This window comes from Streptomyces sp. NBC_00820 (genome assembly GCF_036347055.1).
Lineage (GTDB): Bacteria > Actinomycetota > Actinomycetes > Streptomycetales > Streptomycetaceae > Streptomyces.
Genome location: NZ_CP108882.1, coordinates 7,260,087 through 7,282,233, shown reverse-complemented (window position 1 = coordinate 7,282,233; position 22,147 = coordinate 7,260,087). Strand labels below are relative to the sequence as shown.

Here is a 22,147-nt window from a genome sequence, read left to right as displayed (position 1 = left end):
CTGCCGTCCACGGACGTTCGCTCCACGGACGTTCGCTCCACGGACCCGGCGGCCCTGTGCGGGCTCTCGCCGGCTCCGTGGAGACCATGTCTGTGGAGACCATGCCTGTGGGGTCGGGGTCCGTGGTGACCGCGCCCGCGGGCACTCCCGACGGCGGTGCCGGGGGTGACCGCAGGCACTCCCGGCGGCGGTGCCCGGTGCCTGGCCGCTCAGCCCTCGCCGCGGGCGTCCAAGAGGCCGGTGACCTGAGCGCGGACGATTTCCCACGCGGTGGCCGGCAGGTCGCCGAGGGCCGTGGCGCGCAGCGAGTCAAGAACCCGCTCGGCGTCGGTGTCGGCGTCCGTACCGGCGGCGGTGCCACAGGTGGCGTCGCCGCTGAGCACGTCGTAGCCGTCGCGCACGGCGACACGAAGGCGAGGACCGTCACCCGTGCCGTCGCCGGCGTGCAGGGCCGAGGCGACGACGAGGGGCGGCGGTCCGCCCGCGTCGGCGGGCAGTTTGCGGTACGCGCACGCGAGCGGCTCCTGCCAGCGGAGGCTGAGCAACAGGGGACGCTTGGCCACGACTTCGGCCAGGTCCGTCTCGTGGACGCCGTCCGGTTCCAGCACCGTAGCCCTGACGCCCAGGACGAGCGCCGCGGGCAGCAGGCAGCGCAGCGTGCTGCCGACGAGGTTGCCGCCCACTGTCGCCGTCCGGCGCACGGCACCGGTGCCGACGGTGCCGGCCGCCAGGCGCAGCACGTCCGGCACCCGCTCGTCGACACGGTTCAGGACCACGGCGGCGCCGAGCGTCTCACGGCCGACGACGTTGGCCTCGGGTACGTCCCGCAACGACATGGCCAGTTCGGGAAAGCCGTCCCGTTGCCAGGTGGCCCAGACGAGCGTCGCCCCGCCGATCGGCACGGCTCCCTCCGCGAGACATGCCTGTGCTTCGGATATGGACGTCGGCAGACGCAAGAGCACGGCGGTGAACCTGCCTTCCTCGAAAGGTGACACGGGAACGGCGATTCCGGCCATGCTGCCGACCGGCAGGGCACAGTCTTCTCGCGCGAGCGGCCCGTGTACAGGGCACACGAGCGGGGCGTGCGCGCTCAGGGGACGAGCACCAGGCGGATCGGGTCGCCGACCTTGTTCTCCAGCCGGCGCACCGCTTCCGCCGCGTCGGCCAGCGGAAGGTGGTCGCTGACGGACGCGGCCAGGTCGAGGCGGCCGACGGAGGCCAGGCGGATCAACTGCTCGACATGCTCGGGCGCGGAGCCGTAGTGACCGCGGATCTGGTTGCGGTTCCAGCTGAACCGGGTGCCGCCGGTGACGGTGAGCGGCTGGGGGGTGAGCCCGGCCAGGACCATGATGCCGCCCCGGGCCAGTACGCCGGCCGCCTGTTCCCGTACGGCCGGCACACCGGCGAAGTCGAAGGCGACGTCCAGGCCGCGGCCCTCGGTGGCCCGGAGCACCGACTCGGCGAAGCCGGGGGCGGCCGGGTCCAGAGCGAGGTCGGCGCCGAAGGCGAGGGCGCGCTCGCGGGCGCCGGGCAGGGGGTCGACGGCGACGACCGGTGCGGCTCCGGCCAGCCGGGCGAGCTTGATGCCGTGCGCGCCCAGGCCGCCCGCGCCCCAGATGCCCACGGCGTGGGCCGGGCGTACCTCCCCGGTGGCCACGATGGCGGCGTACGGGGTGGAGACCGCGTCCGGAATGATCGCGGCCTGGTCGAACGGCAGGTGGTCGGGGATCGGGGCGAGGGTGTCCTCGCGGGCGATCGCGTACTGGGCCCAGCCGCCGTCGTAGTCGACGCCGCGGGTGCGGGAACGCAGGCACGGTGTACGGCGACGACGGCAGTCGGCGCATTCCCCGCAGCTCTGGCCGGCCTGCAGGGCCACGCGCGTGCCCGGGGCCCAGTCGCCGAGGAGGCCCGGGCCGAGGGTGTGGATCACACCGGCGACCTCGTGACCGAGGGTCAGCTCCTCGGCGGCCCCGAACGGCCTCAGGCTGCCGTCGATCAGGTGCACGTCCGACAGGCACACTCCGGCGGCCTTGACCTCGATCAGCACCTCCCCCGGTCCGGGGACGGGCACGGAAACCTCTTCGACGCGGAACGTTCCGCTGGGCACGTGAAGGCGTCCGGCGAGCATGGTGTCCATGAAACGAGACCTCCGACGGGGGGCGCGGGTGTGCAGGGAACGTACAGGTGTACTCCTCGTCCCGCGCGGCTCCCAGCGCCCGCAATGGCTGCCCACGGCCTGACGTGCGCCGCGTCGGCCGCCTGGCCCGCGCACCACTCCTCCCGCTCCATCCCCGCTCCACCCCCCACTGCGGTCCCGACGGGGCCGTATGGGACGTCCGGGTGTCCCTCAGCCGTGTCGGGCGTCCCGGAGGGGTGGAATTGGCCATGCTGGGCCGAAAGGGGACGTGACGCGTTTCCCGGCGACAAGGAGCACGACATGGTGACGGATTCCGTCGGACGTTTCCTCGCGGCCCTGGACCCGGATCACCGGAAGACCATCGGCGCCATGCCGCGCGAGGAGCAGGAACAGCTCGCGGCGGCCTGGGAACGGGAGCTGGAAGCGGACACCGAGCTCGACACCCTCGACGAGCTGTCCCCGCCGGCGGCCGAGGCCGAGGCGGCCCGCCGCATCCTGGAGCGCTGACCGGACACCGGGGCGGCCCCACCGGTGGGCGGGGCCGCGGGTGCACGGTGCGGGTTCGCGGTGCGGGTTCGCGGTGCGGGTTCGCGGTGCGGGTTCGCGGTGCCACGCGCGCGCTTCGGCGCGGGCCCGCCGGGGGGTCAGGCCGGCGGGAGCGTCCACTTCTGCGCGGCGGTGCCGTTGCACGTGTAGATCTGGAGGCGGGTGCCCTCCGTGGTGGACGAGTTGGGATCGTCCAGGCACAGGCCGGAGTTGGTGTTCGTCAGCGAGCCGCCCGTGCCGATCGTCCACTTCTGGGCACCGGTGCCGTTGCAGGCGTACAGCTGGACGAGGGTGCCGTCGGCCGTCCCGCTGTTCGTCACGTCGAGGCACTTGCCGAGCGTGCGCAGGGTGCCGTCCGACGCCACCGTCCAGTCCTGGGCGTAGGTGCCGTTGCACGTCCACAGCCGGATCGCGGTGTGGTCGTCCGTGCCCGAGTTGGCGTCGTCGACGCACAGCGAGGAACTCACCTGGGACGTGACCGGGCCCACCCGCGGTTTCGAGGGGGCGGCCGTGTCACCGGGGTACGAGGGCGGCGCGGCCGACGCGCCGGTGGCCCAACCGGTGTCGGCGGTGGTGCCGAGCGTAAAGCCGAGGGTTCCCCCGGAGGTCAGCGCACTCGTGGGCGCGTAGGCGTTGTTCCACGCGGCCCCGTTGAACGTGGCGGACTGGACGTACGGGGCGTTGTCGGCGGCGCCGGAGCCGTTGACCGTCAAGGTCCTGCCGGAGGGCAGCGTGATCACAGCCTGGGTGAACAGCGGTGAGCCCAGGGCGAGATCGGACGTGCCGGGCGTCATGGGATACATGCCGAGCGCCGACCAGACGTACCAGGAGCTCATCGCGCCGAGGTCGTCGTTGCCGTCGGCGAGGCCCGCGGGGGTGTTCGACCAGATCTGGTCCTGGACCGAGCGCACGGCCGCCTGGGTCTTGTAGGGCATCCCGATGTAGTCGTACTCCCAGGGCAGTTCGATGCTCGGCTCGTTGCCGACCCAGGCGTAGCCGTTGGCGCCGGTGTAACTGCGCAGCACGGTGTCGAGGTAGTCGCCCATCACCTTGTTGCCGCCCTTGGCGGTGGCGAGGCCGGCCACGTTGAAGGGGACCATCCCGGTGTAGATCCAGGAGTCGGCCTCCACCATGTCCGTGCCGCTGGTGGGGTCGAAGCCGCCGGTCCAGGTGCCGCCCGCGTTGCGGGGCTGCACGAATCCGGAGGCCGGGTTGAGGACGCCCCGCCAGTCCTGCGCCCGATGGGCGTACGTCGACTGGCTGCGGCTGTCACCGAGGGCGCCGGCGAAGGCGGAGAGGGCGAAGTCCGCGGTGTCGTACTCCAGGGTCGTGGCCACCGGGCCGTAGAAGTTGCAGCAGCCGTAGCTGCCGTCGTGGGGTTCGTAGCCGGGGTTGTCCAGGTAGTTCAGGCCCGGCCGGTCGTTGTTCGTGGTGCTCGCCTGCTTCAGCAGTCCGGCCAGCGCCGTCGAGGTGTCGAAGTTCCGTGCCCCGAAGGCGTAGTAGTCGGCGATGATCGCGGCGGCCGGGTCGCCGACCATGACGTAGGACTCGCCGTTGTTCTCCGACCACTTGGGGAAGATCCCGGTCTGGGTGTAGTCGTCGGTCATCGACTGGGCAGTGTCGGAGGCGACCTGCGGGCTCACCAGCGCTTCCAACTGGGCCTGGGAGCGGTAGATGTCCCAGCCGGAGTAGTTGGCGTAGGCGGCGTCGTGCCCGGCGTCGACCTGGTGCGTCCTGCCGTCGAAGCCGTAGTACTGGCCGTTCGTGTCGCTGATGACGTTCGGGTGCAGCAGGGAGTGATAGAGGGCGGTGTAGAAGATCTTCTGCTGGTCCCCCGTTCCGCCGCCGATCAGCACCTTGCCCAGAGTGGTGTTCCAGGCGTCGTGGGCGGCGGTGCGCACGCTGTCGAAGTTCCAGCCGGGGTTCTCGGCGCCGCGGTTGGCTGCCGCGTTCGCGACGGAGACGTAGGAGACGCCGACCTTGGCCTGGACGACCTGGTTGGCGGTCGTGTCGAAGGTGACGTGGCCGTTCGAGGCGGCGGCGGGGGCGGCCGTACGGGACTTCGCCGCCCCCGTGCGCGGCTTCGGCGATGTTCCGTGCAGGCGTGGGTGGTTGGGCTTGTCCACGGCGTTCTTCCCGGCCGGTGCGGCGCTCGGCGCGGGCCGCTTTGCGCCGGAGGCGAGCGAGCTGCCGCTGGTGGCGAACGGCCGGTCGAAGACCATGTCGAAGTAGACGGTGTACGTGTTCCCGGCGCCGCAGAATCTCCCGCTGGTGACCTGTCCGCTGACCTCGGTGGAGGAGACCACGTTGAACTGTGTCGCGCTGCCTCCGTTCTGACTGTTCGTCAGCTTGAAGAGCAGATTGGCCTGGGAGGTGGCGGGGAAGGTGAAGCGCGCCATGCCGCTGCGTGTGGTGGTGGCGAGTTCGGTGGTCACCTTGTTGTCGAGGGCGACCTTGTACGAGCCCGCCGTGGCGGACTCGTTGGCGTGCGAGAAGGTGTCCGTCGCCGAGTTGTTCACCGCTCCCACCGTGGGCAGCACCGGGATGTCACCCGCGGCGCCGCACCCCGGTCCGGCGATGTGGGTGAGGCTGAACCCCGTGATCGAGGAGTCCTTGTACTCGTATCCGCCGCCCGGCGGCCGTGACGGGGTGTCGGGGCTCCACTGCACCATGCCGAAGGGGACGTCCGCGCCGGGGAAGTCGTTGGCGTCGTTGGACGTGCCGATGAAGGGGTTGACCAGGTCCGCGGGTGACGACACGAGTTCGGCCGCCCGCGCGGGCGCGGCCCAGGCGGCGGGAGCGGGGAACGCGTACGCACCGAGGAGCGTGACGCCCGCGGCGGCACCCAGGGCCGTACGGAGACGGCGGCCGTGGGACGGCCGTCCGCGTGTGCCGGGCCGGCGACCGCCGACCGGGGTCCAGGACATGGCGATCTGCCTCCTGTGGGGTGTGCGGGAAATACCGGGCAGTGCACCGAACTCGACGGGACGCCAGTACGAAACGGACGGGCTCCACGCCGATGCCCGACGACTCGCACACCGAGGGGCCGGGGTGCCGCGACGGGGACAACAGCCTTGACTCCGGGGGGACATGGCGCGTCCGGGCGGCAGAGGGCACGCCGCGTACGTCACGTCGCGGAGCACCGCGACAACGTTGTCCCACGACTCGTTCTCTCCGGCGAGCCAGGGGACGGCTCATGCGGAGATCACTATTGTGACAACGTTGTCCGACCGTGACCGGAGGTCATTCGACCCGGTGAGCGTTGCAGTGAACTCGGAAACCTTCTCGCCGCTCCCGCCGCTGGACACCAGACCGACCGGAGCACTGTCGCAACGTAGCTACCGGGCGTGCTCACGTCAATACAGTGGGGCGCACCGGCCCCACCCCGCCCGTCACGCGATGACGGACACCCTCGGCGCACGGCACCAAAATGGCAGGCACCGTCGGCGTACGGAAACGGAGTTGCACTGTCCTGGCAGAGGCGACGGCACGTCTGTCGCCGTCGCCCCGGAATCCGCCGCGACTACGGGATGCGCGCGACGGCCGCGTAGATGCCGCTGCCCTCGGGGGCGGGAGCGGGGGCGTCCCCGTACCACTCCGGAGCGGTCACCAGTCCGGGCCCGACCAGTTCCAGGCCCTCGAAGAAACGCAGCACACCGGCGCGGTCCCGGAAGCCCAGCCGGATGCCGCCCTTGGCGTACTCGGCCGTGACCTGTTCCGCCAGCTCCGGGTAGATGTCGGAGGACGCGTGGGAGAGCACGAGGTAGCTGCCCGAGGGCAGGACGGCCAGCAGGTCCCGGACGAGGGTGTGGGGTTCCTGGTCGTCGCCGATGAAGTGCATCAGCGCGATCAGGGACAGGGCGATGGGCCGGCTGAAGTCGAGTGTCTGCCGGGCGCGTTCGATGATGCCGGCAGGGCTCCGGACGTCGGCCTCCACGTAGTCCGTCGTGCCGACGAGGAGCGCCTCCGCGTGCCGCAGCACGATCGGATCGTTGTCGGTGTAGACGACCCGGGCCGTCGGCAGGACCCGCTGGACGATCTGGTGGAGGTTCGGCTCGGTGGGTATGCCCGTACCGATGTCGAGGAACTGGTCGACGCCCTGGGAGGCTAGCCAGGCGACCGCGCGGTGCATGAACTCGCGGTTCTGCCGGGCCGCGTCACGGGCCTCGGGGGGAAGCTTCCCTCCGACCGCCTCGTCGACGGGGTAGTTGTCCTTGCCTCCGAGGAGCCAGTCGTAGACACGCGCCGGGTGAGCCGTGCTGGTGTCGATCTGCCGGGGGATGGGGGTGCCGGTCGTCATGGCGGACTCCGTCGCGCGATGGTGGCCGATAGATCCTGACGATCAGTGAGTGTGGCACATCGGGTCGCGGGTCGTCCGAGCAGGTGTGCCCGCGGCCGGCGGACTTTCCCGACACGCTTCCTGTTGCCAAGTCGCCCCTGTCGAAGGTCATTTACCATCCGAGCCGGGGCACGGCTCTGCCGTGGCGCATCGGTAGTGCACGGCCACCGGGGCCGGCACATCGACGGAGGCATCGGGGGCGTCATGAACGACATGTGGGTGGGCGGGAAGGTGCGCCTGCGGGGCGTCGAACCGGACGACTGGGAAGGCTTCCGCGCGCTTGCCCAGCACACCGTCGACGTGCGCAACGCCGATCTCGTCGAGCCACCGCGCTCGGCGGAGGGTTTCCGGTCCTGGACCGCCGACCGTGCCGGACGCGCGCCAGGAGGCGAAGCCTTCCGGCTGGTCATCGAGACAGTGGCCGATCAGGCCTTCGCCGGATCCGTGACGGTCGGGGAGACCGACCCCCGCGCAGGACGGTTCAGGACAGGGACAGTCATCGCCCGCGACCGTCGCGGCAACGGCTACGCCACGGAAGCGACCGCGCTGATCCTCACCTATATGTTCGCCGAACAGCGGTACAACAAGTGCGAGGTCGAGATCCACGCGTTCAACGACGCCTCGCTCGCCCTCTATCGCAAGCTCGGCTTCGTCGAAGAAGGACGACTGCGACAGCACGAGTTCTTCGCGGGCGGCTACCACGACGTCGTGCTGATGGGCCTCACCGCCGACGAACACTGGGCCGTTCACGAGCGCCCGTCAGTGCGCTGACCGCAGGCGGCCAGGCGACCCGACCGCGGCAGCGGAAGACCGGGCCCTTCTCGTCCGCGCCCGTCAGGGGCACGGCTTCGCCTCATGGACGTGAGCCGGGGTCCGTCCGTCATGGTGGACCACGTCCAGGTCGTGACTGGCGGGCACCGACCGGTCGACACCGCGGGCCTTCGCCTCCAGCATCGTGCCGAGTCCTGGAGCTCCCCGGGCGCGCTCGGCGCGCATCGCGGGACGACAGCCGCTCCAGTGGCCCGTTCGCCTCGGTCGGACACAGTCCACCGATTCTCCGGCAGCCGTTCAGGCGCCGTCACTCCGGCGGGATCGTTCCTCTCGCGATCTTCGGTCTTTCACCAGTTCCCCCCTCCCCCGCAGGTGCCCTCGCGCTCACCCGAAGGAGGACCTCATGCCCGAGAAGGGCGTCAAGACCGACATCGGTATCCCGCTGTCGTCGCGTTTCATGGATCGGTTCGCCTCGTCCGGGTCCGACCCGCACAGCGGCCCGGACAGCGGCCCGGACAACGACCCCGTGCTGACCGTCGCGGACCGCCTGCGCCGACAGCACGCCGAGCAGTGGCAAGCCGAGGACCTGTCCAGGACCGCGGTCGGCGACGATCACGTGCTGGCGGCTGTCAAGCGCCGCATCGACCGGCTGAACACCGCACGCGCCCGCTTGATCGACGAGCTCGACGCCCAGCTCGCCCCGCGCCTTCCACGGGAACCGGTGGGCGTGCTCCACACGGAGACGCTCGGATCCGTCATCGACCGGATCTGCATCGCCTGGGTCCGCGCCGATCAGATCTCCCGGCTGGACGACTGCGAGCGACGCGCCCAGCTCGCGGGACACCAGCTGCGCCAGCTCGCGGACGCGTACGACGTGCTCGTGGGCGAGGTGGAGGGCGGGCTCCGGCGCATCCCACGCTGGCTGACCCTCAAGTCGTACGGGGAGGGCCGTCATGGAGAGTGAGGAGCGGTCGGCCGCCGGCCCGTTCCGCCGGCGCGGGGGGTCCCGGAACCTTCCTGCGCACGTACTGCCGCTGGGACGTCGGCTGCCCTACCGCCGCTCGGCCGGGGAAGGGCCCGCCGGTCCCACCGCTCTGCTGGAGCGCGTGCTCACCGAGGGCTGGACGGTCGAGTTCCTGAGTCGCATCAGGCAGCCGTCGTTCCACCCCGAGGAACGGGTTCTCCTGGGTGACTTCCTGCTGTCGATGACCGTGGTCCGCGCCCTGCTGGAGGCCTGTGAAAGCGGCGGTGCCGCACCGGGGCCGGTGCGCTACCGCGGTCCGTACGGGCGGCTCATGGAACGAAGCGAGATGGAGTTCGAGATCGTCCCGGGCGACCACACCGGGACCGGCGTCTCCACCGCGGGGGCCCATCCCGTGCCGCTGGAGGCTCGTCCTGTCGTGCCTCCCCGGTGGCGTGACGTCGCCGAGAGGCCGGACCGGCGGATGGTCACACTGCCGGCGTGGCTCGACCAGACCGAGGAGGGCGTCCGCGTTCACGCCGATGTGCCCATGCGGCACTATCTCCAACTGGAGCAGGACCTGGGCGTCCGCCTTCCCCGCGACGGCGACGTCGCACCGCGGTACCGCTCACGGTCCCGATACGGCGACGACCGCCACGTCGTGCTGGTGGCCACGAGCAGCAAACCGGACATCAAGGACTACGGCGTGGGCAACTTCTTCCGAGTCGCCCGCGAGCTGAGGGAGCGGACGGGCACGGACCTGCGCCTCACCCTGCTCACCAATGACCGGCGTGCGGCCGCGGACCTTCCGGCGGCCCTTCCGGTCGAGGTGGCGTTGGGGGTCGACGCCGCGGACTGCGTCGACCTCTTCGGCGGTGCGGGGCTCGTCATCGGAAACGACACCGGCCTCACTCACCTGGCGGCGCTCACTGTTCGAGCAGACGGCTCGGGGCCGCAGGTCATCGGTCTGCACAACGTCTTCAGTCCGCTGAAGTGGGTGACCGGATCACCCCGGCACCACACGATCAGCACGGCCTTCGCCCAGCAGGTCGCGCTGGCCGATGTGGACGTCTGCGCCACCTCGTTCGCGGCGGAGATCGATCCCACGCTGTGGGGCGCGCGGGCGGATCTGGCGAGCCTCTCACCGAAAGACGTGGCCGGCTTCGCCGCGGAAGTCATGGACCGGAAAGACGGGGAGCAGCGACAAAGACCGCCCACACGAGGAGGCACGCATGGTGACGGACAAGCCCGCCGTCGGTCTCGGCAGTGAGCGCATGGCACTCTTCGCTGTCACCCTGGGCGTCTTCTGCGTGCTGTTCGAGGGGTTCGCCCTGAACCTGGCACTCCCCCGTATCGGTCAGGACCTCGACGCGCAGGGGCCGTCCCTGGGCTGGATCGTGAGCGCCTACCTGTTCTCCTCGGGGACGCTCATGCTGGGCGCGGGCCGGTTCGCCGACCTGTTCGGCAGACGTCGCGTGCTGTTTCTCGGGCTGGTCACCTTCGGCATCGCGTCCTTGCTGTGCGCCGTCTCGGTGTCGCTGCCCATGCTCGATCATCACGGTGGCCGCCGGCCTGGGCGTGGCGTTCGCCGGAGAGGTCGCCGGCACCGATGCCGGCACCGCGAGATCGACCGCCACGGCGGTTCTGCTGACAACCGCGGCCGGGTGCCTGGTTTCCGGATCGGCACTGGCTGTCGGGTTACGCGCATGGAGAAGAGGCGACACGCGATCGAGCATCCGTAGCGGCAACTGAGCCAGTTCGGCCGGGTGTTTTCGCCGTACCAGGAGTGCGGCTTTTCCGTCATGCTCCGATACGGGCGAGTCGCTGTTCCGAGAATCGCTGATCGGCTCTTCGTGTGTGCGGCGAAGACACAAAGATCCGGCTGGATCACCGTGCTGCGCTCACTCGAACCGGGGCTGGAGGTGCGGCGGAACGGCGGGTGGCAGCCCATCGACCCCGAACCCGGCTGGTTCATCGTCAACTTCGGGTGCGCCATCGAGATCCTCACGCGCGACTCGGCGACACCCGTCGCCGCGGTGCCGCACCGGGTCCGCCGGCAGGTGGCCGACCGCTCTCGCCGCACGCCCGACCGTTTCTCGTACGCCCTCTTCGTCGACAGCAGTCTCGACGAGAGCCTCCGTCCCGGCCTCTTCCGCTACGAATCCGGCGTCGGCCTGGTCCTGGCCAAGAGGTTCTCCGCGTTCCTCGACGACATCGTGAACAGTACGTACGACCCGGACAGCGTCGGCCTCTACTGACCGAGCCGATCACCCACCGCCCACCCGCTCGGGGCACCCGTGCACAGGTGCCAGTGGCCGGCGCCGGACCAGGGCGTGTCCGGGGCGGCGTACGGGCGGGTGGCGCATGGCTAGGTCCTTTCTCGGCACCGCGCCCGGCATGGGAGCGCTCCCATGAGCGGATGCACGGTACGCGTGGGTCGATTCCGCGGTGGTCGTCCGGCGTGACCGCTCCCGCGGGCCGGCCCCGAGTGTCCCGCTCCGGGCGGGCCCGACGTGTCAGAGCCGGACTGCGCCCATGGAAGCCACTATGCGTGCACACGTCAATCCCTTACGGTCACGGTCCGGCCGCAGGGGCGAAGTTGACGGGAAAGGTTCGATGGAGCCGACGCCTTGGTGACGGCGTGACGGCGTGACGGGTACGGCGTGACGGGTAATGGCGTGACGGCGTGACGCCGATACGGCGGCGGCGCGGTGTCCGGATGGCATCCGGGGCGGCATCATGGCCCTGACCTCGGCAAGTCCCGCGGCCCGCGGGAAGCGCCGGGCCGGGATGCCGCACCTCCTGAAGTGCCACTGCTGACACGAGTGTTGACACGCCCCGTGCGGTCACGTCACCTTGGGAGCGCTCCCATGAAACAGGTGCCCTGTCCTCCGCTCACGTTCGCGGCCAGGCACCGTCGGTGCGACGCTACGACGATCTCCGGGCCGTACCCGGGTGCCGGGCGCTCTCCTGCCCGGCCGCGTCACCGGCCCACACGTACGGCCTTCGCAGTCGAACGTCTCTCACGCACGGTCGCAGCTCGTCCCCGGCGGGCCGGAATCCCGGCCCGCCGGGCAAGACCAGGTGCTCACGATCCGCATCGATCCGCACCCGCCCGCCGTCACTTCCAGGAGACGCCCCATGCCTTCCCGCAGACCCGATCCCGCCCCGCGCCGCCGCCCTCCGAGGCGGACCGCCGTGCTGGCCGCCGGCGCCCTGATCGGCGCGCTGTCCCTGGCCACGCTGCCGCAGTCCGCGTCGGCCGCCGCCAAGCTCGACAACCCCTACGCAGGCGCCAAGCCCTACGTGAACCCCGACTGGTCGGCCAGGGCCGCGGCGGAGCCGGGCGGTTCGGCCGTTGCCGACCAGCCGACCTTCGTGTGGCTCGACCGCATCGCCGCGATCGCCGGCACCTCCGACGCGCGCGGGCTCAAGGCACACCTCGACGCGGCCAAGGCCCAGGGCGCCAACCTCGTCCAGCTGGTCATCTACGACCTGCCCGGGCGCGACTGCGCGGCCCTCGCCTCCAACGGCGAGCTGGGCCCCGACGATCTGGGCCGCTACGAGACCGACTACATCGACCCGATCGCCGCCATCCTCGCCGACCCCGCCTACGCGAGCCTGCGCATCGTCAACCTCATCGAGCCCGACTCGCTCCCCAACCTGGTCACCAACGCCGGCGGCACGGCGGGATCCACGACCCAGTGCGCCACCATGAAGTCCAACGGCAACTACGAGAAGGGCGTCGGCTACGCCCTGCACAAGCTCGGCGCGCTGTCCAACGCCTACAACTACATCGACGCCGGCCACCACGGCTGGCTCGGCTGGGACAGCAACCTGGTGCCGGCCGCCCAGGAGTTCAAGAAGGCCGCGACGACCAGTGGCGCAACCGTCAACGACGTGACGGGGTTCATCGTCAACACGGCCAACTACTCGCCCACCCGCGAGCCCTACGTCAAGATCACCGACACGGTGAACGGCACGACCGTACGCCAGTCCAAGTGGATCGACTGGAACCAGTACGACGACGAGACGACGTACGCGCAGGGTCTGCGCTCCGCCCTCGTCTCCCAGGGTTTCGACAGCGGCACCGGCATGCTGATCGACACCTCCCGCAACGGCTGGGGAGGCTCCGCCCGGCCGGCCGGTCCCGGCCCGACGACCGGCGTGGACGCCTACGTCGACGGCGGCCGTGTGGACCGGCGCATCCACGCCGGCAACTGGTGCAACCAGAGCGGGGCCGGCCTCGGTGAACGTCCCGCCACCGCGCCCGACACCGGCATCGACGCCTATGTGTGGGCCAAGCCGCCGGGCGAGTCGGACGGAGCCAGCCAGGCCGTCGACAACGACGAGGGCAAGGGCTTCGACCGGATGTGCGACCCGACGTACACCGGCAACGCGCGCAACGGCAACAACCCGACGGGTGCCCTGTCCAACTCGCCTCTGGCGGGGCACTGGTTCTCGGCCCAGTTCCGCCAGCTGCTCGCCAACGCCTACCCGCCCCTGAGCGGTTCGGGCGGCGGAGGCGGCGACACCCAGGCCCCGACCGCCCCCACCGGCCTGACCGTCTCGGCGACGACGGCCGACAGCGTCTCCCTCACCTGGACCGCGGCCACCGACAACACCGGTGTGACCGGCTACGACGTCTACCGCGGCGGCACCAAGGTCGGCAGCGCGACGGGTACCTCGTACACCGACACGGGCCTGTCCGCGGCGACCACCTACACGTACACCGTCAAGGCCAAGGACGCGGCCGGCAACGTATCGGCGGCCTCCACGGCCGTCTCCGCCACCACCAAGACCTCCGGCGGAGGCGGGGGCGGAGGGGGCAACGGCCTCAAGGCCCAGTACAAGAACAACGACTCCTCCCCCACCGACAACCAGATCAAGCCCGGTCTCCAGCTCGTCAACTCGGGGTCCGGCGCCGTCGACCTGACCAAGGTGACCGTCCGCTACTGGTTCACCGGTGAATCGGCGTCCGCCGGATACCAGACGTGGTGCGACTACGCGCAGATCGGCTGCTCCGCCGTGAGGACTTCGGTCACGACGCTGCCGAGCGCCCGCACCGGTGCCGACCACACGCTCGACGTCACCTTCGCCTCCGGCTCGCTGGGCGCCGGCGCGAGCACCGGTGACCTCCAGCTGCGCCTGGCCAAGTCGGACTGGTCCGGCTTCAGCGAGGCCGACGACTACAGCCGCGGCACCGGCACCTCCTACGCCGACGCCCCCAAGGTGACCGTCTACGTCAACGGCACCCTCGTCTGGGGCACCGAGCCGTAGACCGCGGGCAACGCGAAACCGGGGGACCGGGCCCCGCGCGCCGGTCCCCCGGGACGTGCTCCGCCGCGCGGCGACCCTGTCCGCCGCGCGGCGAGACGGGCGCCGATTACCGATAAAGCGCCTGTCAGCGGCAGGATGGGTGTCATGACCGAGATCCGTACCCCCCGTCTCCTCCTCCGTCGCTGGCGCGACGACGACCTCGCGCCGATGGCGGACATCAACGCGGACCCGCGGGTCATGCACTGGATCGACGACGGCTCGGTGCGCGACCTGGACCAGACGGCCGAGGACATCGAGCGGTGGGAGGAGGAGTGGGACGAGGAGGGCTTCGGGCTCTTCGCCGTCGAGCTGCTGGCCTCGGGTGAACTGGCCGGCTTCACGGGCCTGTACATGCCCGAGTTCCTGCCGGAGGTCATGCCCGACGTGGCGATCAGCTGGCGGTTCGGCACACAGTTCTGGGGTCAGGGATACGCGTCCGAAGCCGCCCAGGCCACACTGGAGTTCGCGCTCCAGGACCGCGGCCTCGACCGCGTCATCAGCATCAGCCGGCTCGGGGACACCGCCTCCGAGAACGTCATCAGCAAGCTCGGCATGGTGCCGGAGCGCGAGACCGTACACCCGGAGTACGGCACCGCGCTGCAGGTTCACGCCATCGATCTCACCGAGTTCCAGGCCTGAACCGGCCGCTGCCGTGACCGGGCCGCACCCGGCGGCCCTCGTCTTCGTCCGCGCGGTCTCGTCCGCGGTGTCGCCCGCGGTCTCGCCCTCGGTGTCTCCCGCCTCGCCCGCGCCTTCGCCCGCGTAGCCCGCGTCTACCGTCCGTGGCCCTATTCGCCGGCCCGGCGGCAGGCGTCGGCCGCGGTGCCGGGCGCGACTCCGGCCTGGGTCAGCTCTTCGGCGCACCTGCTGGAGTCGCCGACCAGGCCGACGTAGCAGGCCATCCGGACGGCGTCGGTGATCTGGCCGCCGCCCGCCACGACCTGGTTCTCGCACGCGGGGATGTCCGCGTGGGCGGCGGGGGCGCCGAGGAAGACGCCGCCGAGGGCGAAGGCCAGTCCGGCGAGGGCGCTGGAGACGCGAGCCGACGGATGCATGGGGACACACCTGCTCTCTCGATCGTCGCGCACGGACCGAGGGGAGACACCGGGCCATGCGCGGGAGGCTGCCGCGCGGCCATGCGCGGCAGTCGCAGCAGACAGGCGCGACGGGGCGGCCGGAGGGCCGTACGCCCGGTCGGCTCGGCACGGTTCCGCCTTGTCCTCACCTTCGACGCTAGAACACCGCCCGCGTCCACGCACTCCCAGCCAAGGAGCGCCCTCCCGCATCCGGCGCACGAACGCCACGCCGGCCTCCTCGACCGCGGCACACTCGACGTCGGCTACCGGCTTCTCGTCGCCGACCTGGACGGACGGTAAGCCGCGCCGGAACGCGGTGCGGCACCGCGGTCGCGGGTTTGTGGCGCCCCTTCGAGGGCAGCCGACAGCAGGTACGCCCGTGGGAGCGACGCACGCGTCGCCGGGACACGGCTGCCCGGACCACGTCCGCACTCCCGCGGTGCCCGCTCACCCCAACGCACAGGAGTTGCGAGGCACATGCGCACCCGTATGACGGCGCATCGCCGTCCGTTCGACGACACCCCCGACACGGAAGAGGCGTTCCGCCGGCTCGCCTCGCTCCCCGAGGGCCGGCAACGCGACATGCTCCGCGACGACATCGTCGTGGCATGGCTGCCGATGGCCGAGCGGCTGGCCGGGCGGTTCCGCGATCGCGGTGAGAGCGACGAGGACCTGCGCCAGGTCGCGGCACTCGGCCTGGTCAAGGCGGTCGACCGCTACGACCCCGGGCGTGGCCACGCCTTCGAGAGCTACGCGGTGCCCACGGTCACCGGGGAGATCAAACGGCACTTCCGCGACCACCTGTGGGTCCTGCACGTGCCGCGCCGGGTCCAGAACCTGCGCAATCGCGTGCGGTCCGCCTGCCGGGACCTGACCGGGGGCGTCTCGGACCGGCTGCCCGGCGTCGCCGAGATCGCCGAACACGCGCGTCTGAGCGAGGAGGACGTCCGGGCCGGTCTCGAAGCGCTGGAGAGTTTCAGCGCGCTGTCCCTCGACGTCGGGCCACGCGGCGTGGACGGCCAGAGCCTCGGCGACCGCCTCGGCACGGCCGACCCGGCCCTCGACGTCGTCGTGGACCGCGAGGCCGTCAAACCCCTTCTGACGGCGCTCCCCGAGCGCGAACGCGCCATCCTCTACCTGAGGTTCTTCAAGGACATGTCCCAGAGCAGCATCGCCGAGGAGTTCGGGATCTCGCAGATGCACGTGTCGCGGCTGATCAGCCGGTCCTGCCGCCGGATACGCGAGGAGGTGCTGCGGGACACCGCCGAGCGCGACGCGGTCGGGCCCGCCACCGACCGGCCCGCCGCGGACCCGTCCGCCGCCGCACGCCGACGACGGCGAGCGCGGCGTGCCGACGCGCGGCGGGCGCGTGCGCGCCGCGGAACGGCTGGGCCGGTGGGCGGCCGCTCCGGATGCGGCAAGGCGGGTGCGCCGAGCGGACAGGGACTCCCCCTCGATGGCCCCCTCGATGGTGCGGCCGGCAAAAAGGACGGATCGGCCGGCGGTGAGCCGGTGTGCCTCTTCCCGCGTTTCTCCCCTCGGTGAGGGTCCCGCACGTTCACGCCGCGCCCGCGCACCGCGGCCTCCCCGCGCCGGTCCCGGGAAGGACCGCCCGGGCCGGACCGCGACCGATGGGAATCGGGCGGACCCGGTGGGTGCGGGTCGGCGCCGGCGGGCCGCGGTCCGTTCCGCGACTCCGCATGAACGGCGCCCACCTGGGCAGTCGGCGGTGAGAGGCCGGTGCGGGGCACTGGCGGCCGGCGCCGGCTCCCCGCCGGAGCGATGGGCCGAGAGCACCGCGGGACATGGCCGCGTCCCTGACGTGACACGGGACGCGGGACTCGGGACGCGAAGACCGTACCGGGGGGCTGAAGACCGTACCGGAGGCTGGAGGGCTGCGCGGGTGACGGAGACGGGCGAGCGACACGAGCGGAGTTCCGCGGCCCGGGACGTACGTACCCGGATCACCGTCCTGGTCGCCCTCGGCGCCAACCTCCTGATCGCCGCGGCCAAGGCGGTGGCCGGACTGTTAGCCGGATCCCCCGCGCTGCTCTCGGAGGCGGCGCATTCGGTCGCGGACAGCCTGAACGAGGTGTTCCTGCTTGTCGCGGTGCGCCGCAGCAAGCGCCCCGCCGACGACCGCCATCCCTTCGGATACGGAAAGGAGCGCTACTTCTGGGCGCTGCTGGCCGCGGTGGGGATCTTCGTCATGGGTGGCTGCTTCTCGGTCTACCAGGGCGTACAGGCCCTGCGGGCGGACCGGCAGGAGTCGTTCGACGGGTACGTGGCGGGGCTGGCGGTGCTCGGGGTCGCGCTGCTGGCCGAGGGTGCCTCCCTGGTCCGGGCCCTGTACCAGGCGCGCGGGCACGGGGAGGCCACGTCGGACCCGGCGCTGCGCACGGTGATCGCGGAGGACGCGACCGCCGTGGCGGGTGTGCTCCTCGCGGCGGCCGGTATCGCGCTGCACATGGCGACCGGGCAGGTGGCGTGGGAGGCGGGAGCCTCCATCGGCATCGGGATCCTGTTGGTGTGCGTGGCCTATCGGCTCGCCCGGGAGGCACGGGACCGGCTGATCGGCGAGGCGGTCGACACGGAACTGCGGGACCGGATCGGTGACTTCCTGGCGTCCCAGTCCGAGATCGACGAGGTCGCCGCGCTGCTGACGATGCGGCTGGGGCTGGACTCGGTACTGGTGGCCGCCCGCGTCGACCTGGTTCCGGGGCTCGACAGCGAGGAGGTCGAGCTCGTCTGTGTCCGGCTCAAGCGGCGGATCAGCGCCGAGTGGCCGGAGGCCGACCACGTGTTCCTCGACATCACCGAGGCACCCGGCGGCGAGGAGGAGAGGCCTTCCTCCTCCGCCTCCTCGGCTTCCTCGGCTCGCACCGGCCCGGCCACGGGCAGCCCCGGTCACGAAAAGCCGATGTAGCCCGCTCGTCGCCTCGCGAGTGACCGGTGCCGCGCAGCCGGGCTGGTGGGCGCGCGGCCGAACACGGCACGGGCCGGGCGGAGTCGACCGGCCGGCCCGGTTGCGGTGCCTGCGGTCAGCGGGTGGCCTGGCGCACGGTGTTCCGGAGGGTCCCCACCCGTTCGACGACGGCTTCGACGACGTCGCCGTCCCGGATGACGCCGGCCCCCGGGGTCCCGGTGGCGATGACGGACCCCGCGTCGAGTTTCATGCCGCCGGAGAAGTGGGCGACCTGCCAGTAGGGGTCGCGCATCATGGCCGAGACCTGGTTGGAGGCGATGGTCCGGCCGTTCACCACGGTCGAGATGCGGATCGAGGAGAGTTCCCCGACCTCGTCCGGGGTCACGACCCACGGGCCGAGGCTGCAGAACGTGTCGAACGCCTTGGACCAGGGAATGTAGCGCGGGTTGATGCGGATCGCGTCCTCCGCCGTCATGTCCAGGAGGCTCGTGTAGCCGAAGATGACGGATTCGGCGTCCTCCGGTGCGACGTCACGGCAGGTCCGCCCGATCACCACACCCAGTTCGGCCTCCGCCGTCACACGCTCCGACTGGACCGGCAGGACGATCTCGTCGCCATGTCCGATGACGCAGTTGTCCGGGCGCAGGTACGACCCCGGGGTGCCGGTGGGCTGTTCGACCTCGAGGTCGTCGGCGTGCCGCCGGTAGTTCAGTCCGACCCCCCACAGCTTGGGCGGGTGGCGGTATATGGGTCCGAAGTCCGCCTCCGTGGACCGTACGGCCTTGGACCGGATGTCCGGATCGGCCAGCGCCTGCCGGATCCGCCCCAGTTGCTCGCCCACGATGACGTCGAGCAGCGTGGGGCCGAGCGTGGTTCCGGTCAGTTCGGCGAGGACGCCGAGCGGGACGATCCCGCCGTCGACCGCGATTCCGACGTCCTCCTGGCCATCCAGGGACATGGTGCAAAAGCGCATGCGTGTACTCCGTTTTCTGCGGCGGAAGACGGGCGGTGGTCAGCTCGCGGCGAGCGCGAGCCGGGGCACGAGCGGAGAGCGGCCCCGCAGCGCGACGCGGACGAGGTTGAGGAGGGTGAAGCGGACCGGGCCGCCCGGCTTCGACGGCAGTTCGACGATCAGGCCGGCGTGCAGCAGGGACTGGACGGCACAGGCGGCCTGCGCCCTGGGGAGCCGCGACTCCTGGACGACCTGGTCGATGGTCCATCCGTCGGACCAGTCGGCGAGCAGGAGTGCCAAGTCCTGGGTGACGGGGGTCTGCTGGCCCAGTACGCCCTGTGCGACCGAGACGGGGTCGGTGCGCGTCGCGGGGTGGCTGGCGAGCGCTTCCGGCTCGTCCCGGGCCATGCTCACCAGTTCGTCGACGGAGATCACGGTGGCCCAGGAGGCGGCGGACTCGAGTGCGCTCGGCAGGCCGTCCAGCCTGCCGCATACCTCCGCCAGCTTCTTCACGTCACTGTCCGCGGCCTGGAAGCTGGGCCGCAGGTCGGTGAAGCGCCGCAGCAGGAACTCCAGCGCGGGCGCGCTCGGGGCGTCGCTGTGCGCGGTTGCCGTCCGCCAGTGCGGGAGGGGCGCCACCAGGAACCTGTGGTGGTCCGAGACGTCGTGCGGGACGCGGCTGGTCTCCAGGACGCTCAGGTTGGGGCACTCGCGGATGAGGGTCCACACGGTCTCACGGCGGACCTGGCCGCTGTCGTTGCCGTCGAGGACGAGCAGTGTGGCACGGTCACCGATCTGCCGGGCGAGCCGGTTGACGCCGGCGCCCTCGCCGACGAGCAGGTCGGCGATCGCCGCCTGCAGCGGTCCGCGGTCGGCGTTCTTCTGCAACTGGACCCAGAGGACGGACGTGGCCGTCGTGGCCTGGACGGAACGCGCCGCCGCGACCGCGAGATGTGTCTTGCCGACGCCCGCGAAGCCGCAGACGACCGTGATGCGCTGCTGGTCGTTCAGCAACTGCCGCATGAGCGAGTCGAGTTCGCGGCTGCGCCCGACGAGGGGGCGCGCCAGGACGTCGGTCGGCAGACTGAGGGTCCCGAAGAGCGCCTCGTCGACCTCGCCGCCCGCCGCGAGTTCGAACGAGAGGCGCTCGTGCGTGGTCAGCTGAAGTGCGGCGGCGAGCAGCCGCACGGTTTCCCGGCGCGGGGCGGCGACCTGGCCGAGTTCCAGGTTGCGCACCGCGCGCACACTGACTGTGGAGAGGTCGGCCAGGATCTTCTGGCTCAGTTGCGCTCTTTTGCGATAGCGCTGGAGTTGGAGTCCGAAGTCCTCAACATTTGCCCAGTTAATCATTTTGCAAAATGCTCCAGACGTAAATACCTGCATATCCCGTCGCGTGGGTTTTGGCGACATGGTCATGCGCGGCCGGCAGTCATTCCCTGTGGGGAGATCTCCGGGCCCTCGTAGTTCAGTCGGATACGTTTTCGTGGATCAACCGAGAAGGTCTCTGGAGAGGCTCGCCGGGCGCAGGTCCCCCCAGTTGACCTCGATGTACTCAAGGCATGCCTGACGCTCGCCCGGGCCGAAGGCCACGTCCCAGCCCGCGGGGACACCGACCGAGCGGGGCCACAGGCTGTACTGTCCGTCCGCGTTGACAAGGACTACGAATTCCACATCGGAATCGTCGAAAAGGTTCGCCACCCGCGCTCCTCAAGCGATGATCAACACCCATTGGGCCGCCAGGGACCCCGTTGGGCCGTCGCGGCACTCGGCGGGCCGTCGGGGTCCCGGCGGAACACATAGTGGAATATTCAACAAACCTCTCGCGTTGTGCCCGGCGAAGGAGGTCACGAGTGGAGACCACGGAGACCACGTACTACGACCACGGAACCACCGCCGAGCGCTGGGAGCGCGCGAGGCTGTTCTTCAACGCCAAGGACTACGCGAGCGCGGCCCGGGTACTGTCCGCGCTGGTCGAGGAGGTGCCGGAGCAGACCGGACCCCGGCTGCTGCTGGCCCGCGCCTACTACCACTCGGCCCAGCTGCGCCGGGCGGAGGCCGAGCTGCGGATCATCGTCGAGCGCGACCCGGTGGAGCACTACGCCCGGCTGATGCTGGGCCGCACGCTCGAGCGGCAGGCGCGTCACGACGAGGCGGAACCGCATCTGCGGATCGCGTCGGCGCTGGCCGGTGAGTTCCCGGCGACGCGGGCGGAGTGAGCGCGGCGCGGCCGCGGCAGCGGCCGTCGTGAGCCGGCCCCACCCCGGGTGACCGGTTCGCCGCCCGGAACGTGAGCGGCCGCTGACGCGACACGAGCGAGTCCTGGCAGGGACGCATCGAGGGGCCGGTTCGGGGCGGAACCGGCCCCTTCGGGTGCGGAACCTGCCCCTTCAGTGCGTCCCGGGTCCGGCGACGCGCGTCAGCGGTGTTCGAAGTGCAGCGGCCCGAGGTCCCGCGCGGCCTCGGCGAGCGCTCGGACGGGTTCGCTCTCGGACTCGGTACGCCACACCAGGACGAAGGTCAGGGACGGCATGTCCCGGATGGGCAGCCGGCGGATGCGCGACATGGTCCAGTGCCGGGTGACGTGGGCCGGGAAGCTGTGCACGATCTCGCCGGTGCCGACCAGGTGGATCAGGTCGTCGCTGTTGGTGATGCTCCTGCTGCGTTCGATCCGGCGCCCCCGCGGCGTCCGGAACGGCAGGTACCGGTCCTCCCAGTGGTCATGCCGACCCGCAGCACCGTCGTCACGCCGCGGGCGGCCGGTCGCGCGCGTTCCAGGCCGTCCCGCAGTCCCTCGAACACCGGCCGCAGATCGTCCCGCGGTTGCCGCCCGAGCCGAGTCAGACGGATCTGCCGGCGGTTGGAGCGGTCGAACAGCGCGCCCCCGAGCCGCCGTTCCCGCACCGCGATCGCCTGGCACACCCGCGCCTGCGACACGTGCGGACGAGCCGCCGTCCGGCCGAAGCGCAGTTCTTCCGCGCGTCGGGAAGATCTCGATGTCCCGCGTTTCCATCGGCCGGTCCTCCCTTCATGACGCACGGGTCATCGGCACGCGCGCGAAGTGTACGTTGATCGGACACCCGGCCGGGGTGGAGGGTTGGCAGTGGTCACGGCGGCACCCCG

At 71.3% G+C, this 22,147-nt stretch carries 20 protein-coding genes and 1 pseudogene; 11 read left to right on the top strand and 10 right to left on the bottom strand.

Translation table 11 applies throughout. The features are described 5' to 3' along the window. Positions 1 to 209: 209 nt before the first annotated feature. Both OIB37_RS32465 and OIB37_RS32460 read right to left on the bottom strand, forming a co-directional pair. Complete coding sequence (locus tag OIB37_RS32465) at positions 210 to 962, bottom strand: FAD binding domain-containing protein (protein WP_330461172.1); 753 nt, start codon at positions 960 to 962, stop codon at positions 210 to 212. 128 nt (positions 963 to 1,090) lie between these two features. Continuing rightward, on the bottom strand, positions 1,091 to 2,137 hold the full coding sequence (locus OIB37_RS32460; RefSeq protein WP_330461171.1) for a zinc-binding dehydrogenase: 1,047 nt from the start codon (positions 2,135 to 2,137) through the stop codon (positions 1,091 to 1,093). Between the two features lie 300 nt (positions 2,138 to 2,437). On the opposite strand from OIB37_RS32460, the gene OIB37_RS32455 reads away from it, so the two are divergent. Continuing rightward, positions 2,438 to 2,644, top strand: coding sequence for a hypothetical protein (locus OIB37_RS32455; RefSeq protein WP_330461170.1), 207 nt, complete (start codon positions 2,438 to 2,440; stop codon positions 2,642 to 2,644). Between the two features lie 137 nt (positions 2,645 to 2,781). Here the strand turns inward: OIB37_RS32455 and OIB37_RS32450 are convergent, their stop codons facing one another. Further along, positions 2,782 to 5,610, bottom strand: a complete 2,829-nt coding sequence (locus OIB37_RS32450) for a lectin (protein ID WP_330461169.1) — start codon at positions 5,608 to 5,610, stop codon at positions 2,782 to 2,784. 596 nt (positions 5,611 to 6,206) lie between these two features. After that, a complete protein-coding gene (locus OIB37_RS32445) occupies positions 6,207 to 6,983 on the bottom strand; it encodes an SAM-dependent methyltransferase (RefSeq protein ID WP_330461168.1) in 777 nt (258 codons plus the stop codon). A 243-nt stretch (positions 6,984 to 7,226) separates the two neighbouring features. Between OIB37_RS32445 and OIB37_RS32440 the strand changes: the two genes are divergently transcribed. The 7 genes from OIB37_RS32440 to OIB37_RS32410 all read left to right on the top strand — a co-directional run bounded on the left by OIB37_RS32440 (position 7,227) and on the right by OIB37_RS32410 (position 14,712). Then, on the top strand, positions 7,227 to 7,793 hold the full coding sequence (locus OIB37_RS32440; RefSeq protein ID WP_330461167.1) for a GNAT family N-acetyltransferase: 567 nt from the start codon (positions 7,227 to 7,229) through the stop codon (positions 7,791 to 7,793). A gap of 403 nt (positions 7,794 to 8,196) precedes the next feature. Next, complete coding sequence (locus OIB37_RS32435; protein WP_330461166.1) at positions 8,197 to 8,757, top strand: DUF4254 domain-containing protein; 561 nt, start codon at positions 8,197 to 8,199, stop codon at positions 8,755 to 8,757. Next, positions 8,747 to 10,024, top strand: a complete 1,278-nt coding sequence (locus OIB37_RS32430) for a glycosyltransferase family 9 protein (protein ID WP_330461165.1) — start codon at positions 8,747 to 8,749, stop codon at positions 10,022 to 10,024. Before OIB37_RS32435 ends, OIB37_RS32430 begins: the two co-directional genes overlap by 11 nt. Further along, entirely contained in the window at positions 9,987 to 10,496 is a 510-nt protein-coding gene (locus OIB37_RS32425) for an MFS transporter (protein ID WP_330461164.1), read from the top strand. The genes OIB37_RS32430 and OIB37_RS32425 overlap by 38 nt, the downstream gene beginning before the upstream one ends. 60 nt (positions 10,497 to 10,556) lie before the next feature. Continuing rightward, positions 10,557 to 11,012 carry a 2OG-Fe(II) oxygenase family protein gene (locus OIB37_RS32420; RefSeq protein ID WP_330462056.1) on the top strand — a complete coding sequence of 152 codons (456 nt, stop codon included), beginning with the start codon at positions 10,557 to 10,559 and terminating at the stop codon, positions 11,010 to 11,012. A gap of 883 nt (positions 11,013 to 11,895) precedes the next feature. After that, complete coding sequence (locus tag OIB37_RS32415) at positions 11,896 to 14,034, top strand: glycoside hydrolase family 6 protein (protein ID WP_330461163.1); 2,139 nt, start codon at positions 11,896 to 11,898, stop codon at positions 14,032 to 14,034. A gap of 144 nt (positions 14,035 to 14,178) precedes the next feature. Then, entirely contained in the window at positions 14,179 to 14,712 is a 534-nt protein-coding gene (locus tag OIB37_RS32410) for a GNAT family N-acetyltransferase (protein WP_330461162.1), read from the top strand. Between the two features lie 149 nt (positions 14,713 to 14,861). Here the strand turns inward: OIB37_RS32410 and OIB37_RS32405 are convergent, their stop codons facing one another. Continuing rightward, a complete protein-coding gene (locus OIB37_RS32405) occupies positions 14,862 to 15,128 on the bottom strand; it encodes a hypothetical protein (RefSeq protein ID WP_330461161.1) in 267 nt (88 codons plus the stop codon). A gap of 498 nt (positions 15,129 to 15,626) precedes the next feature. On the opposite strand from OIB37_RS32405, the pseudogene OIB37_RS32400 reads away from it, so the two are divergent. Both OIB37_RS32400 and OIB37_RS32395 read left to right on the top strand, forming a co-directional pair. Next, positions 15,627 to 16,415: pseudogene (locus OIB37_RS32400) on the top strand (SigB/SigF/SigG family RNA polymerase sigma factor); the annotation flags it as partial. Positions 16,416 to 17,112: 697 nt separating this feature from the next. Then, positions 17,113 to 18,075 carry a cation diffusion facilitator family transporter gene (locus OIB37_RS32395; RefSeq protein WP_443058295.1) on the top strand — a complete coding sequence of 321 codons (963 nt, stop codon included), beginning with the start codon at positions 17,113 to 17,115 and terminating at the stop codon, positions 18,073 to 18,075. 115 nt (positions 18,076 to 18,190) lie between these two features. Here the strand turns inward: OIB37_RS32395 and OIB37_RS32390 are convergent, their stop codons facing one another. The 3 genes from OIB37_RS32390 to OIB37_RS32380 all read right to left on the bottom strand — a co-directional run bounded on the left by OIB37_RS32390 (position 18,191) and on the right by OIB37_RS32380 (position 20,725). Further along, complete coding sequence (locus OIB37_RS32390; RefSeq protein ID WP_330461159.1) at positions 18,191 to 19,048, bottom strand: fumarylacetoacetate hydrolase family protein; 858 nt, start codon at positions 19,046 to 19,048, stop codon at positions 18,191 to 18,193. Between the two features lie 39 nt (positions 19,049 to 19,087). After that, positions 19,088 to 20,377: a helix-turn-helix domain-containing protein gene (locus OIB37_RS32385; protein ID WP_330461158.1), complete on the bottom strand. Its 1,290-nt coding sequence runs from the start codon at positions 20,375 to 20,377 to the stop codon at positions 19,088 to 19,090. Positions 20,378 to 20,515: 138 nt separating this feature from the next. Beyond that, on the bottom strand, positions 20,516 to 20,725 hold the full coding sequence (locus tag OIB37_RS32380; protein ID WP_330461157.1) for an MbtH family protein: 210 nt from the start codon (positions 20,723 to 20,725) through the stop codon (positions 20,516 to 20,518). Between the two features lie 152 nt (positions 20,726 to 20,877). On the opposite strand from OIB37_RS32380, the gene OIB37_RS32375 reads away from it, so the two are divergent. Next, on the top strand, positions 20,878 to 21,243 hold the full coding sequence (locus OIB37_RS32375; protein ID WP_330461156.1) for a tetratricopeptide repeat protein: 366 nt from the start codon (positions 20,878 to 20,880) through the stop codon (positions 21,241 to 21,243). Positions 21,244 to 21,443: 200 nt separating this feature from the next. Here the strand turns inward: OIB37_RS32375 and OIB37_RS32370 are convergent, their stop codons facing one another. Both OIB37_RS32370 and OIB37_RS32365 read right to left on the bottom strand, forming a co-directional pair. Continuing rightward, a complete protein-coding gene (locus OIB37_RS32370) occupies positions 21,444 to 21,629 on the bottom strand; it encodes a hypothetical protein (RefSeq protein ID WP_330461155.1) in 186 nt (61 codons plus the stop codon). Between the two features lie 26 nt (positions 21,630 to 21,655). Further along, entirely contained in the window at positions 21,656 to 21,946 is a 291-nt protein-coding gene (locus OIB37_RS32365; protein WP_330462055.1) for a hypothetical protein, read from the bottom strand. Positions 21,947 to 22,147 lie beyond the last annotated feature (201 nt).